This is a genomic window from Bacteroidota bacterium (genome assembly GCA_016706255.1).
Lineage (GTDB): Bacteria > Bacteroidota > Bacteroidia > Chitinophagales > BACL12 > UBA7236.
On sequence record JADJJZ010000003.1, the window covers coordinates 290329 to 304869 of the forward strand.

General features: G+C 37.3%; 14 protein-coding genes. 4 read left to right on the plus strand and 10 right to left on the minus strand.

Annotation, left to right across the window (positions count from 1 at the left end):
- Window positions 1-649: 649 nt before the first annotated feature.
- The 4 genes from IPI65_02960 to IPI65_02975 are packed head-to-tail and all read right to left on the minus strand — an operon-like array spanning window position 650 to window position 5680.
- The gene (locus IPI65_02960; protein MBK7440503.1) at window positions 650-1606 is read right to left on the minus strand and encodes a KpsF/GutQ family sugar-phosphate isomerase; all 957 of its coding nucleotides are present in this window, start codon (window positions 1604-1606) and stop codon (window positions 650-652) included.
- A 56-nt stretch (window positions 1607-1662) separates the two neighbouring features.
- Window positions 1663-3315, minus strand: coding sequence for a T9SS type A sorting domain-containing protein (locus IPI65_02965; GenBank protein ID MBK7440504.1), 1653 nt, complete (start codon window positions 3313-3315; stop codon window positions 1663-1665).
- A 52-nt stretch (window positions 3316-3367) separates the two neighbouring features.
- Window positions 3368-4339, minus strand: coding sequence for an SDR family oxidoreductase (locus tag IPI65_02970; protein MBK7440505.1), 972 nt, complete (start codon window positions 4337-4339; stop codon window positions 3368-3370).
- Window positions 4340-4366: 27 nt separating this feature from the next.
- Complete coding sequence (locus IPI65_02975) at window positions 4367-5680, minus strand: UDP-glucose/GDP-mannose dehydrogenase family protein (GenBank protein MBK7440506.1); 1314 nt, start codon at window positions 5678-5680, stop codon at window positions 4367-4369.
- Between the two features lie 205 nt (window positions 5681-5885).
- On the opposite strand from IPI65_02975, the gene IPI65_02980 reads away from it, so the two are divergent.
- The 4 genes from IPI65_02980 (at window position 5886) to IPI65_02995 (ending at window position 8546) form a co-directional block, all read left to right on the plus strand.
- Complete coding sequence (locus IPI65_02980; protein ID MBK7440507.1) at window positions 5886-6959, plus strand: Fic family protein; 1074 nt, start codon at window positions 5886-5888, stop codon at window positions 6957-6959.
- A 192-nt stretch (window positions 6960-7151) separates the two neighbouring features.
- On the plus strand, window positions 7152-7727 hold the full coding sequence (locus tag IPI65_02985; protein ID MBK7440508.1) for a dihydrofolate reductase family protein: 576 nt from the start codon (window positions 7152-7154) through the stop codon (window positions 7725-7727).
- Between the two features lies 1 nt (window position 7728).
- Window positions 7729-8049, plus strand: a complete 321-nt coding sequence (locus tag IPI65_02990; GenBank protein MBK7440509.1) for a winged helix-turn-helix transcriptional regulator — start codon at window positions 7729-7731, stop codon at window positions 8047-8049.
- Complete coding sequence (locus IPI65_02995) at window positions 8046-8546, plus strand: SRPBCC domain-containing protein (protein MBK7440510.1); 501 nt, start codon at window positions 8046-8048, stop codon at window positions 8544-8546. The genes IPI65_02990 and IPI65_02995 overlap by 4 nt, the downstream gene beginning before the upstream one ends.
- Before the next feature lie 66 nt (window positions 8547-8612).
- On the opposite strand, the gene prfA is transcribed toward IPI65_02995, so the two are convergent.
- The 6 genes from prfA to rsfS form a co-directional block, all read right to left on the minus strand.
- A complete protein-coding gene (prfA, locus tag IPI65_03000; protein ID MBK7440511.1) occupies window positions 8613-9683 on the minus strand; it encodes a peptide chain release factor 1 in 1071 nt (356 codons plus the stop codon).
- A 94-nt stretch (window positions 9684-9777) separates the two neighbouring features.
- Window positions 9778-10572, minus strand: a complete 795-nt coding sequence (locus IPI65_03005) for a hypothetical protein (protein MBK7440512.1) — start codon at window positions 10570-10572, stop codon at window positions 9778-9780.
- Window positions 10562-11305: a UDP-2,3-diacylglucosamine diphosphatase gene (locus IPI65_03010; protein MBK7440513.1), complete on the minus strand. Its 744-nt coding sequence runs from the start codon at window positions 11303-11305 to the stop codon at window positions 10562-10564. The genes IPI65_03005 and IPI65_03010 overlap by 11 nt, the downstream gene beginning before the upstream one ends.
- Window positions 11292-11963 carry an LUD domain-containing protein gene (locus IPI65_03015; GenBank protein ID MBK7440514.1) on the minus strand — a complete coding sequence of 224 codons (672 nt, stop codon included), beginning with the start codon at window positions 11961-11963 and terminating at the stop codon, window positions 11292-11294. Before IPI65_03015 ends, IPI65_03010 begins: the two co-directional genes overlap by 14 nt.
- A gap of 198 nt (window positions 11964-12161) precedes the next feature.
- A complete protein-coding gene (gene ftsH / locus IPI65_03020) occupies window positions 12162-14063 on the minus strand; it encodes an ATP-dependent zinc metalloprotease FtsH (GenBank protein MBK7440515.1) in 1902 nt (633 codons plus the stop codon).
- Window positions 14064-14155: 92 nt separating this feature from the next.
- Window positions 14156-14530 (minus strand): ribosome silencing factor, encoded by a 375-nt coding sequence (gene rsfS, locus IPI65_03025; GenBank protein MBK7440516.1) that lies wholly within the window; start codon window positions 14528-14530, stop codon window positions 14156-14158.
- Window positions 14531-14541: the final 11 nt, after the last annotated feature.

Below are 14541 nucleotides of genomic sequence, written 5' to 3' on the forward strand. Positions count from 1 at the left end.
TCGTCCCATTTACATTCGCCACAAAGTACAAATTGAAGTATCAGCACATCATGCGGCTGTTCAATTAGCACATCAGCATCCGCCGCGGCGGACACATTAAGCAGTTTCCCCAAAATCAGGGCTAGGATTCTTTGAAGTTCATGACATAAAATCAGCTTTATACCCTAGCCAACCATTAAAATGTTTCCGCTACAATCAGGGCTAGGATTCAATTTAGAAGTTCTAATGACATAAAAAACAGCCGTTAATTAGCAAATTAGCTAATGGGATTAATCGTTGAAATAACAATCTATCTCCTATTCGCAATTTCGAAAAATGATTAATAATTTAATTTCGAGTCGGGCTAATATTGATTAGCCCCAACGGCAGCTCCAAATGAAATTCTCACTCAAAATCGGCTGTTCCATTGGTGCATTCATAAATTTTCCAAGCTTCAAATAGAGCTCCGAATGAAAAGAATACTCAAAATCGGCTGTTTAATTGGTACATTGGTACATAGGTACATTCGCACATCAATAAAGCCTCTGAATGAAAAGTATACTCAAAATCGGCTGTTCAATCAGCACATTAGCACATCAGCACATTAGCACATTATCTAAAACTCCGAATAAACCTCCCACTCAAAATCTGATGAATAATCAAAACATTCTTAGCCTTGATAAATGTCATGTATCCTAATTAAACCCACACAAATACCATCTAACACAACAGGTAAAACCGATAATTGAGAGCTGCGGTTTTCCATTTTATCTACGGCCTCTTTTAAGGTGGCATGCGGAGAAATTGAAATCGGATTGTGGGTCATAATATTCGTTACCAGAAGCGTATTAAAATCGGTACCATGTAATAAACTTCTTCGTACATCACCATCAGTAACCAATCCAATTAATTTATTTTTTTCATCAACAACACATGCAGCACCCCAATTTTTTTGTGTCATCGAAATAATTAATTCACGAAATGTACTTTTTTCAGATATTAAAGCGACATCATGCAACTCATGCATTACATCTTCAACTTTTAATAATAAGTTTTTACCTAATTGTCCGCCCGGATGAAAACGTGCAAAATCTTTTTCTGTAAATCCTCTTGCATGCATTAAAGCAACTGCCAGGGCATCACCTAACGCTAAAGCAACCGTTGTACTGGCTGTTGGTGCAAGATTCAGAGCATCAGCTTCTTTATCTACACTGCCATCTAACACAAATGTGGCATTGCGTGCAATGGGTGAATTATTATTCCCCACAATGGCAATTACCGCAGAGTTTGCATTTTTGAAAAACGGAATAATACGCAACATTTCTTCAGTAGTCCCACTTTTCGAAATCATTAATACCGGATCACCATCTGCATAAACACCCAAATCGCCATGCGCCGCTTCCGCAGCATGTAAAAAAACAGCCGGCGTGCCGGTACTGCATAAGGTTGCCGTAATTTTTTGCGCCACAGCCCCCGACTTGCCTATGCCACAAACCACAATTTTTCCGCTGGCAGCCAATATTGCCTGAACAGCATCATCAAATTGTGCATCCAGTTTGTCCATGGTTTTAAGCATCTGCTCAGATTCAAACCGTAACACATTTTTAGCAATATTGAGATACGACATAGCGGGTAAATTGTTCTGACCTCAAAAATACAAAGTGTAAGCGGAAGTAGGTGATATTATTTTATAATTACTGTTTTAACAGTAGCAATTCCGCCACCATCTATTTTAATAAAATAAGCACCGGGATTTAGTTGTTTTGTGTCGAAATGAAAATCATTGGAACCAGCTATAATAGGTAACCGCTGTTTAATTATCAATTGACCGGTTGTATTATACAGCGCTATCGAAATAAATGGTTTTGTAATTCCATTACAGCTTATCGTTAATTCTCCTTCAGCCGGATTAGGAAAAATCCGGAAATAATTTTCAGTTTCCGCTTCGTTAATATCCAAAGGAATATAAATCCTTTCTAAACAAACAGCAGTATCATTTAATTCAAAAAATGTTTTTAATTGATTCGATTGTATTTTTAATAAATCTATACTTGCAGTTAATGATTCCGGAATTTCAGCATCTGAATAAAGGTAACCTACAGTAACACAAGTAGATGCTCCCGGTCCAAATTCACCTAAATAAAAACTCCCCACACCACGTCGGTCACTTGGCGTATTACCGGTATAAATTTCACTCCAAGCTGTCACGTCATGTACATCACCACCATACATATAATTCGTGTAATCGGTTGAAGCAGCACTATATCCGTCACCACCCGAAGTTACGCGCATGCCATCACCAAATTTGCCTTGTAATGCATATAGGTAATGCTCTGCAATATCAGGAAATCCCATCGGACTAAAATCATTATTAAAATACATAAATGCATTTAATTGATGCGATAAAGTAACACAACCAAAAGCAGGTAATGTGTTGTAAACATCAATTCCCGGACCATCGGTTAAATCGCCATTGTAGCCGAAAAATAAATTTAAACTGCTGTCGGAACCGCAATAATCATCGCTGTAATAACCAATATTTAAATCTGCAAAAGCACCCCCGTATAATGAATCTATAACAAAATCACCTCTGTTAATTACCGAATAATTTACAAATAAACTATTGTCTAAATAAGTATTTTCACTTGCCTCGAAAGCATAAATCATTACATGCACTTCAAAATTTAAATTTTTATTCTGCGACATTTCTGCTTCATAAAAAGTATTGTCATGATACATAGCAAAAATTGCAGCATCACCTTTAATTAACGGATAATCTCCCGATAATGGTTCGTAAATAAAATTATTATTCACATCAACGTATGGTGCAATTTGTGCACTAAATCCATCAGCAACATTCCCATTTCCCGGCCAGTTTAAAATGGCATCAGGAATTATATAACCTGCATTGGCATATTGCAGTTTATGTGTTTCAATTTCCTGTTTTGTTACTTTCCAAACGCGGTTGTAAGGAATATATTTTAATGCGTAGACGTCAGGTGTATACAACGCTGCATTGCTGTTATAAGGGCCAAAATGTGTTTCTTCCTCCACATTTGACCAGCTCGGGGCAAATGCTCGTACCACACCCTCCTGATCTTTACCCGCCAGCCAAAACCATGCGCCGTATAGCGGACTTGTTGTACTTCCGGCAGGAACATGAAACATAGGCGGATTTGCTTCACCATATCCAATAGCACCGCTGGGGTCAAGCGATACTTCAATATTATTTATATCCAAAATGTAATCGTAAGCTGAAATCCGGTTAGAATTTTGCCCTGATAAATTGCTGACAACAATCAACAATAAACCCAAAAACAGCATGGGGTGTCGCATTGTATAAAATTAATTAATACCACTGAACCGCAAGTAATTAAATTGTAAAATTTCAAAACTGCTTGCCGTCAATATCCTTATACAATTCCTCCTGTGGCAACGATTTAAAATAACTATAGGTAATTTTTAATCCTTCAGCACGACCAATTTTTGGTTCCCAGTTCAATAATTTTTTTGCAAGCGTAATATCCGGCTGACGTTGTTTTGGGTCGTCTACAGGTAAAGGTTTATTAATGAGTTTTTGTGATGTTCCGGTGAGTTTAATAATCTCTTCACCAAATTCATTAATGGTAATTTCATCAGGATTGCCAATGTTAACCGGATAAGCATAATCACTTAATAATAAACGATAAATACCTTCAATTAAATCATCAACAAAACAAAACGAACGTGTTTGCGAACCGTCACCAAATACAGTGAGGTCTTCACCGCGCAACGCCTGTCCTATAAATGCCGGCAACACACGACCATCATTTAATCGCATGCGCGGGCCATAGGTATTAAATATTCTGGCAATTCTTGTTTCTAATCCATGATAAGTATGATATGCCATGGTAATGGCTTCCTGAAAACGTTTTGCTTCATCGTAAACACCGCGCGGACCAACAGGATTTACATTGCCCCAGTATGCTTCACTTTGCGGATGCACCAGCGGATCACCATATACTTCACTGGTAGATGCTACTAAAATACGTGCATTTTTTGCTTTTGCTAAACCAAGTAAATTATGTGTTCCCAGTGAACCAACTTTTAATGTTTGTATGGGAATTTTTAAATAATCAATCGGTGAAGCCGGTGAAGCAAAATGTAATATATAATCCAGCGGTCCGGGCACATGCACAAATTTGGAAACATCGTGAAATAAAAATTCAAAATGTTCAAGCCCAAATAAATGTTCTATATTTTTTTTATCACCGGTAATCAGGTTGTCCATTCCAATTACATGATATCCTTCACGTATAAAACGATCACATAAATGTGAACCCAAAAATCCTGCAGCTCCTGTAATTAAAATTCTTTTCATGGTAATATTTACATATTAAAATTAATATCAGCCTTCAACAATTTTTCGGCCAATACTTTCATAATAAAATCCCTGTTCACGTAACTCTTCCAATTCAAATAAATTACGTCCGTCGAAAATCATTTTATTTTTCATCGAACGTTGCATTAATTCAAAATCAGGTGTGCGGAATACACTCCATTCGGTCACAATTATTAATGCATCCGCATTGTGTAATACCTCATATTGATTGTTACCGTATGTTATACTGTCACCAATTTCTTTTTTCACATTTGGCATCGCCTCAGGATCAAAAGCCTGAATTTTTGCTCCGCGTTCCAATAATGTTTCAATTAAATATAATGCAGGCGCTTCACGAATATCATCGGTGTTGGGTTTAAATGCCAGTCCCCATAGCGCAAATGTTTTTCCATGTAAATCACTGCCAAACTGATGAATAATTTTTTCTAAAAGTATGATGCGCTGGTTGTCATTTACTTCCATTACCGATTGTAATACTCTAAAATCATATCCCGCCGAATTTGCCATTTGATTTAAAGCTTTCACATCTTTCGGAAAACAACTTCCGCCATAACCAACCCCCGGAAATAAAAACCTTTTTCCGATTCTACTATCACTTCCAATTCCTTTTCTAACCATGTCAACATCTGCACCCAAACGTTCGCAGAGGTTGGCAATCTCATTCATAAATGTAATTTTCGTTGCTAAAAATGCATTGGCAGCATACTTTGTTAACTCAGCACTGCGCTCATCCATAAAAATAATCGGATTGCCCTGCCTTACAAATGGGGCATATAAGCGGTTAAGCATATCCTGCGCTTTTTCACTTTCTGTTCCAATTACCACACGTTCGGGTTTCATAAAATCTTCAACAGCCATACCCTCACGCAAAAATTCAGGATTACTCACCACATCAAACTGATGTTTACAATTTGCCGCGATACGCGCACGCACAAGGTCAGCAGTACCAACCGGCACCGTGCTTTTATCGATAATTATTTTATAACCATTTATGATATGGCCCAAGTCATCAGCCACTTTTAATACATATTTCAGGTCCGCACTACCGTCTTCATTTGGTGGGGTAGGGAGGGCAAGAAATACAATATCGGTTTGTTCAACCGCAGTTTTTAAATCGGTGGTGAACTCCAGATTGCCCTGCTTGATATTTCGGTGAAATAAGGTTTCCAAACCCGGCTCATAAATGGGAATTTCTCCTGACTGCATCCTTGTAACCTTAGCAGCATCAATATCTACGCAAATAACATGGTTCCCCGTTTCGGCAAAACATGTGCCCGTAACCAGGCCAACATAACCCGTCCCGATAACTGAAATTTTCATGTGGTAAAGGTAAGAAGATGAAACGGAATAATGCACCCGCATCCACGCGAGCTGCGATTTGCCTTTGTAGGGTTTTTATCCATAAGCGTCACCATATGTATAGTTTTTCTGATTTTCTATACATAACAGTCACTAAATGTATAAAATTCTCCATTTTTTATACATATTCCCTATATTTGTATAGAAAATTTAATTTTCTATACAAATGGAACGCGCTATGTTAAAACCACTTCCGGTGCATTTCGACCTCGAGACGAAACAGGTACTGCGACGGCTACCTGCCGCCCATGCTGCCATGGCTGAACTTAAAGTACTTGCTGAAACTTTGCCCGACCCGAACATTTTAATAAATACCCTTGGATTGCAGGAAGCAAAAGATAGTTCTGCAGTCGAAAATATTATCACAACACATGACGAGTTATATAAATCGGAATTATTTTTTGAAGATTATAAATCGTTGAGTGCAAAAGAAGTCCAAAATTATATTGCTGCTTCTAAAACCGGATATCATTTGTTAATGCAGTCACGCATGTTAACGAATCGGACAATTTTACAAATTCAGGAAATATTGGAAGCCAACAAAGCGGGTTATCGGAAATTGCCCGGTACAAAAATAAAAAACACGTCCACCGGTGAAATAATTTATGAACCACCTCAGAATCCCGATACAATTATTGCGCTCATGTCTAATCTGGAGCAATTTATTAATGATAATGAAATGTGTGATTACGACCCACTCATTAAAATGGCAATTATTCATTACCAATTTGAAAGTATACACCCTTTTTATGATGGCAATGGCCGGACAGGTCGAATAATTAATTTATTATATCTCATTTTACAAAACCTGCAAACCCTGCCAATACTGTATTTGAGCAATTTTATAATTAATAACAAAGCTCGGTATTACCATTTATTACACCATGTACATAATCAGGAAACATGGGAAGCATGGATTGTTTTTATGATTACTTGTGTTGAAACTACTGCACGTGAAACAATTGAAAAAATAAAAGAAATTAAAAAATTAATGCTGCAGACAAAATTGCAAATTCGGAATAACTACAAATTTTATAGTCCTGAATTAATACACAATTTATTTAAACATCCTTACACAAAAATTGAATTTGTAGTTCATGATCTTGGTGTAACCAGATTAACGGCAGCAACTTATCTGAATAAACTTGCCGCTGATAAAATTTTAGTCAAACAAAAACTTGGCACCGGGAATTATTATATCAATCAGCCATTGTTCGACCTGCTCACAAATGGGAAGTAAATAAATTAATGTCTAAGCATTGATGAGTTTCCATGTGCTTAATTTTAATATACACATTCAACCATAATCGGATTAAATTTACAGGTATCTAAAAATCAATTTTTTTAAATTTAACTTAAAAACCTTTGCGAAACCAATCGGTTGCATATATATTTGCAACCAATCGATTGCATAACTCAAAACAAAAAACAGATGAGAAAACTTAAACTTCAGGTGCAAACCACCATAGACGGCTTCATGGGCGGCCCTTCAGGCGAATTAGACTGGGCAGCAACAGAATGGACCGACGACCTTAAAAACTTCGTCATTGGGCTTACCGGTCCGGTAGACACCATTTTATTAGGCAAAAACCTCGCAATGGGTTTTATTCCATACTGGACCGCTGCATTAAATGAACCGGTTCCGGCTGAAGGCGCTAAAATTTTTGTAGAAACACCCAAAATTGTGTTTTCATCAACGCTTAATGCTGATGATCCAATTACTAAAGACTGGCAAAATACCAGTATCGAAAATGGTGATTATATCGAAAAAATAAACGCACTTAAAAATGAAACCGGTGGCGATATTATTGTTTACGGCGGAGGAAAATTTGTTGCATCACTCATTAAAGCGAATCTGATTGATGAATTGAATTTATTTATCAATCCCGTTGCCATAGGAAAAGGCATGCCGATTTTTAGTGCAGTCGAAAGCCAACAAAAATATGCGCTTTCAAGTGCAAAACAATTTGTTTGCGGTATTTCTGTACTTACTTATACTAAATTATAACATGCGACGAGATGTTTTTCAGGCCATTGCCGACCCAACACGCAGAGCAATTATTGCACTTATTGCAGTACATGCTTTAACACCAAATGCAATAGCAGAACATTTTGAAACAAGTCGTCAGGCTATCTCAAAACACCTGCGCATTTTAACGGAATGTGAGCTGGTAAAACACGAACAATCAGGCAGAGAAATATATTATCTTTTAAATGTCCAAAAAATGAAAGAAATTGATAAATGGCTGGAGCAATTCCGAAAAATTTGGGAAGGCAGATTCAGCGAACTCGACAAAGTATTATTTCATCTTAAAAATAAAAATGAATGAACACAAATTTGTTATTCGACTTTTCCGTAAATAAGGAAAATAATAATATCACGGTTAAACGTGAATTTGCTGCAAATAAAAACCTGGTATGGGCTGCCTTTACAACACCCGCAATATTAGATGAATGGTGGGCTCCTAAACCTTATAAAGTAAAAACAAAATTAATGGATTTTACAGTTGGCGGATTTTGGTTGTATGCCATGATGGGCCCCGAAGGCGATACACACTGGTGTCGCGCCGATTATAAAAGTATCGACGTTGAAAATAGTTTTTCAGGTTTAGATGCTTTTTGTGATGAAAATGGTAATGTAACGCAAAATTTTCCACGTTCACTGTGGCACAATTCTTTTATCGATAAAGGTGAAACAACTGAAGTGCATATTAAAATAAAATACGACTCATTAGCCGATTTAGAAAAAATTATTGAATTGGGCTTTAAAGAAGGATTTACTATGGCAATGGGAAATCTGGATGATTATTTTGCCGAACATAAATAATTATTGCGCTGCTAAATAAGGTACAGATTTAATTTGTGCCTTATTTTTTTTCTGATAATTAAGTAATTACCCTTCCCGCATTTTTTCCGCATTTTCCGCAACTTGCAATGCATCTAATATTTCATCTATATAACCATTCATCGCATCCGGTAAACTGTATAGCGTTAAATTAATTCGATGATCAGTTATTCTGCTCTGTGGAAAATTATACGTTCTGATTTTTGCCGACCTGTCTCCGGTTGATACTAATGTTTTTCTTTGTTGTGAAAGTTTTGCAAGATGTTCATTGTGAAATTTTTCATATACACGCGTGCGCAAAACTTTCATTGCCTTTTCACGATTTTTTATCTGCGAACGTTCATCCTGACATTCAGCTACAATACCTGTAGGCACGTGTGTCATACGCACTGCACTTTCTGTTCTGTTTACGTGCTGACCACCCGCACCACTCGCACGAAATACATCTACCTTAATATCATTTACACTAATATCAATATCAAATTCTTCAGCCTCAGGTAATACTGCTACAGTTGCTGCACTGGTATGCACCCTTCCCTGACTTTCTGTTGCCGGAACACGTTGCACACGATGTACACCACTTTCATATTTTAACTTGCCATACACATTTTCACCGGTTACCTCTAAAACAATTTCTTTAAACCCGCCCTTTTCACTTTGATTTTCATTCATCACTTCAACCTTCCAGCCTTGTTTATTGCAAAAACGGGTATACATTTCACTTAAATCGCCCGCAAAAATTGCAGCTTCATCACCACCTGTTCCGGCACGTATTTCTATAATAGCATTTTTTTCGTCTTCGGGATCTTTAGGTATCAGTAAAAGTTTTATTTGCTCTTCCAGCTTTTCTTTTTCAGCTTCAAAATGTTGCAATTCGGCTTTTGCCATTTCACGCAACTCATCGTCTTTTTCTGTGTTTAATATTTGTCTGCTATCTTTTAAATTGCCTAAAATATTTTGATATGTTTCAAAGGCATCTACTACCGGTTCCATATCGCGGTAACTTTTATTTAATCCCTTAAAACGTTTCATATCAGCAATAATTTCCGGGTCACTCAGTTGTTCCTGAATGTTGAGCCAGCGCTCCTTTATTGCCTGTAATTTTGATACAAAATCCATTGCTGCAAATTTAAACTTAATTGCTGAAATCAGAATAGTTTACCACAATGCACTCCGGCAATTAGTGGTTTCCTCATTAACCGCACGGTTCACGTTAATTGCTACCCTGAAATTTAAACACACCAATGGAAGTGCCGTTATGAACAAAAATTTTGTTTCCCATCAAATAAACAGCATCTCCCTGAATGGGGTAACTAATGGTTTCGAGACTACGCAAATCATAAAACTGAAGCGCATTTTTATTTAGGCCGATTATGTAGTTATCGGTAATTTGATGCACCTGCATGTTTACTTCAATGGTATGCACATAACTGGCATAAGCATCAAATAGTAAAATGCCGTCACTTTTTGTATCAACATACACCTTATCATTAACACAATACAAAGTATTTACTTCCACATCAAAACTAAATAACTGGTCAAATGATTCACTCGATGCCAATACATTTCCTGCTTCATCAAGCCTTATTAATTTTCTCGACAATTCATCATAAAGCCAGATGTGGTCGGTGCCGCTATGTTTGCAGATAGCAGCAGGCTGATAATTCGGTTTATTTACATTCCCTTTTAATGATAATTGCGATAATTCAGCTAACTGATTATCTAAAATAACCACCGTTTGCTGATCGGGATAAAATACAAGTATTTTTAATGGATTGCTTACATCTATGCGCGTAGGTTTACCCAAATTGCTATTGCTGTAACTGATAAAACTGCTGTCGCTGCAAGCGGTTTTAATAATCTCGTTTACCGAATTAATGTAATAAATGTTTTCGCGCACATCTATAGTAAAATAATCTGCAGTAATATCTTTTTTACACAATAAGGTATCGCTGGCGTTAACCTGCATTGTTATTAATAAAAACAGAAAAAAAATATTATTTTTCAAAATATTTTATCTTACAAATAGTACCGTCAAATTCGGCATATGTGAAATGAATAATCCAGTCACCTAAATTAATAAATGTGGTATTTTCTGCAATCGGTTTATCTAAAACAATATGTCGGTGACCAAATAAAAAATAATCGAAATGCTCTTTCTGCAACACTTCTTTTGCATAAATAATCTGCCATTCTTTATCGTCACCTAAAAATGCTTCTTCTTCATTTGCCCTTCTGCTGTTATGTGAAAAAAAGCGGGCTACTTTAAATGCAATATAAGGATGTAACATGCCATACAAAACCTGTGCCGCCTTACTTTTAAAAATGCGTTTCATAAATTTGAAACCATTGTCACCCGGCCCAATGCCATCGCCATGTCCTACAAAAAACTTTTTCCCGCCAAATTCAAATTGAATAGAATCACGGTGAACAGGAACTTTCAGTTCTTCTTCAAAATAACCATACATCCATAAATCGTGATTGCCGGTAAAAACATGAATATCTATTCCCTTATCTTTTAATTCGGCAATTTTTCCAAGCAAACGAACATGTCCTCGTGGAACTACATATTTATATTCAAACCAGAAATCAAATAAATCGCCAACTAAAAATATTTTTGTAGCATCGTTTTCAATACTGCTGAGCCAGCGTACAATTTTTTTCTCGCGTTCCAGACTGCTGTCAAAATCGGGAATGCCTAAATGGAAATCGGAAGCAAAGTAAATTTTATTTCTCTCCATCCCATCCGGCAACCGGCCAGTTTTCAATTAAGAATACATATACTTCGCGAGGACCATGTGCACCTAACACAAGTGTTTTTTCTATATCTGCTGTACGGCTCGGTCCGGTATTTAAATTTACCATACTCGGAAAATTACCATCGTATTTTTTTCTGATTGCAGTAAATCCTTCCTGTATATCCATTACTAATTGTCGTGTAGATGCAATCACAATGTTTACTTCCGGAAAAATAGGTAAGGTTCTTCCACTTGCTTGTCGGCTTGAAATTAATACACTGCCTGTTCTTGCAATTAATGCTTCACAACACATTATTCCGGCATCGGCTGTAGTTACCGGCATATCAATTTCATAATTAATAAACTGATTGCGGTCAAACATTTCGTGTAATGGAATTTCCGGACAACTAATATTTTTCCAGCCCTTTTGTGATACCAGTTCTTTTAATGTGTCAACACATTCTTTTTCATTTTCACAATACACAAACTGCCCCGATACTTCTGTAAACTCAGAAGCAAAAATGATTTCAAGTGGCTCATTTTCCAAAGCATAAATGGCATCGTTGGATTCCAGATTCGGATAAGGTTGTTTGTTTTGATGATACAAAGCCGCCCGAACGCTGCTCAGCATCTTTTCTTTGGAAGATAAAATTTTTGCCATAATCTGTTAGTTTACTTACCTGTTCCGCATAACCTGCCCAACACCCCCAAATTTAGGTCTTTTCCAAGAAATTTCTGCTATATGGCATGTGGACTAGTGTGGTAATGGTACATAAATGACCCTGCTAAACCCTTTTATAAATGCAACAAAAAAACCGATAAGCATATACTTATCGGTTCTCTTTTATTTTGAAACTGATTAAACTTCAGTTTTTTCGTCATTAAAAATGATAGCATCTTTAATTACTTCCGGTTCAGGATTTTTTTCCTCAAACGGACGATGACCAATCAAACGCTCCATATCAGCTTTAAAGATGATTTCTTTATCAAGCAATTCTTTAGCGATAATTTCCAGTTGTGGTTTTTTATCATTTAACAATGCTTTGGTGCGGATATAAGCATCAGAAATCAATTTTTTTACTTCCTCATCAATTGCCTGAGCCATTTGTTCGCTATAAGGTTTAGCAAAACGATAATCCTGCTGCGGGTCATTGAAACTGATATTTCCGATGCGTTCATTCATACCATAAATGGTAATCATGGCATAAGCCATTTTAGTAATACGCTCTAAATCGTTTTGTGCACCGGTTGAAATTCTGCCGAAAATGATGTCTTCAGCAGCACGTCCGCCTAAAGTCATACACATCATATCGGTGAGCTGCTCAGTAGTATATAAATATTGTTCTTTTGGTAAATATTGCGCATAACCTAATGCTGCTATACCTCTTGGCACAATCGACACCTTAACTAAAGGGTCAGCATGTTCAAGATACCATCCGCAAATAGCGTGTCCGGCTTCGTGATAGGCAACAATTTTTTTCTCATCCTGACTAATCAGTTTATTTTTCTTTTCTAAACCACCAATCACACGGTCAACGGCATCATTAAAATCCTGCATCTCAACAAACTTTTTACCACGGCGTGCAGCAATCAATGCAGCTTCGTTACATACATTGGCAATATCTGCCCCTGCGAAACCCGGTGTTTGCAATGCCAATTTATGTGCATCCAGATCCGGAGCTACTTTGATTGGTTTTAAATGCACCTTAAATATCTGCTCACGACCCGCTAAATCCGGCTTGTCGATTGAAATCTGACGGTCGAAACGACCCGGACGTAACAATGCCGGATCCAATACATCGGGACGGTTGGTGGCAGCTAAAATGATAACACCTTTATCTGTTCCAAAACCATCCATCTCAACCAATAACTGGTTCAGGGTATTTTCACGCTCGTCGTTGCTTTGAATCATGTTTTTACCACGGGCACGACCAATTGCGTCAATTTCATCAATAAATATCACACAAGGCGCTTTTTCACGTGCCTGACGGAATAAATCACGAACACGGCTGGCACCTACGCCCACAAACATTTCAACGAAATCGGAACCCGAAATACTGAAAAACGGCACCTGGGCCTCTCCGGCCATAGCTTTTGCCAACAGGGTTTTACCTGTTCCCGGGCTACCTACTAATAATACGCCTTTTGGTATTTTACCGCCTAAAGCAGTGTATTTTTTTGGATTTTTAAGGAAATCCACCACTTCCATCACCTCTTCCTTCGCCTCATCTAATCCCGCAACATCATTAAATGTCACGTTTACTTTGGTGTCTTTGTCATATAGATTGGCTTTCGACTTACCGATATTGAATATCTGGCCACCGCCACCCATGCCACCACCGCCTGTTACACGACGCATAATGAAAATCCAGATGGCTAAAATCAATACGATTGGCAGGATATAACTCAATAATCCCAATAAAATGTTACTGCGTTTCTCATAAGAAACAGTAATTGGTTTATCGGTTCCACCTTGCTGCCATTCAGCCAACTGACGCTCAAAAGTTTCAGTTGAGCCTATGGTCCAGGTATATTGAGGGCCTTTTTCAGGCACCTTATCCTTTACATAAATGTCTTTTTTGAGTTTATCTTCTTTGATATAAATCTCTGCAAACTCTTTATTTATAACCACTACACGGTTCACATCGCCCTGCTGCAACATTTCGGTTTTAAACTTTTCAATATCCTTCAACTCTTTAGGCTGACCCTGAAAAGGGAAAAACTGCAAGCCTATAAGAATTACGGCTATTAATCCATAAATCCAGTAAAAATTGAACTTCTTAGGCGGAGTTTGCTTGTTCTTGTTTTGATTGTTCTGTTCGGGTACTCATTACTTATTATATACGTAAAAAATTAACTGACTTTTTTAATCGCGGCATCGTGCCAAAGGTCCTCGAGCTGGTAGAAGTAACGTTTTTCCTTATAAAATACGTGCACTACTACATCCGAATAATCAATGATAATCCATTCGGCATTTTCGAAGCCTTCTTTCCCAAAAGGTCGGGTTCCTCCTTTCTCTAACACATTTTCTACAATATGGTTTCCAATAGCCATCACTTGCGTGGTTGAATCTGCATGACAAATGATGAAATGATCGGCAACAGCATCGTTTAATGCGGTTAAATCAAGATGAACTACCTCTTCCCCTTTTTTGTCCAGGATACTATCAATGACGAGGTCAGTTAAAGAATATTGTGTAGTTGTTGGTTGCTTTGTTTTTTTTCTCACTTACTTTGTTC

Coding starts and splice junctions, on each gene's coding strand:
- IPI65_03015 (MBK7440514.1), bottom strand. CDS start 11,963: ATGGCAAAAATTTTATCTTCCAAAGAAAAGATGCTGAGCAGCGTTCGG.
- IPI65_02985 (MBK7440508.1), top strand. CDS start 7,152: ATGAGAAAACTTAAACTTCAGGTGCAAACCACCATAGACGGCTTCATG.
- IPI65_02960 (MBK7440503.1), bottom strand. CDS start 1,606: ATGTCGTATCTCAATATTGCTAAAAATGTGTTACGGTTTGAATCTGAG.
- IPI65_02975 (MBK7440506.1), bottom strand. CDS start 5,680: ATGAAAATTTCAGTTATCGGGACGGGTTATGTTGGCCTGGTTACGGGC.
- IPI65_02990 (MBK7440509.1), top strand. CDS start 7,729: ATGCGACGAGATGTTTTTCAGGCCATTGCCGACCCAACACGCAGAGCA.
- prfA (MBK7440511.1), bottom strand. CDS start 9,683: ATGGATTTTGTATCAAAATTACAGGCAATAAAGGAGCGCTGGCTCAAC.
- IPI65_03010 (MBK7440513.1), bottom strand. CDS start 11,305: ATGGAGAGAAATAAAATTTACTTTGCTTCCGATTTCCATTTAGGCATT.
- IPI65_02965 (MBK7440504.1), bottom strand. CDS start 3,315: ATGCGACACCCCATGCTGTTTTTGGGTTTATTGTTGATTGTTGTCAGC.
- IPI65_02970 (MBK7440505.1), bottom strand. CDS start 4,339: ATGAAAAGAATTTTAATTACAGGAGCTGCAGGATTTTTGGGTTCACAT.
- IPI65_02980 (MBK7440507.1), top strand. CDS start 5,886: ATGGAACGCGCTATGTTAAAACCACTTCCGGTGCATTTCGACCTCGAG.
- IPI65_02995 (MBK7440510.1), top strand. CDS start 8,046: ATGAACACAAATTTGTTATTCGACTTTTCCGTAAATAAGGAAAATAAT.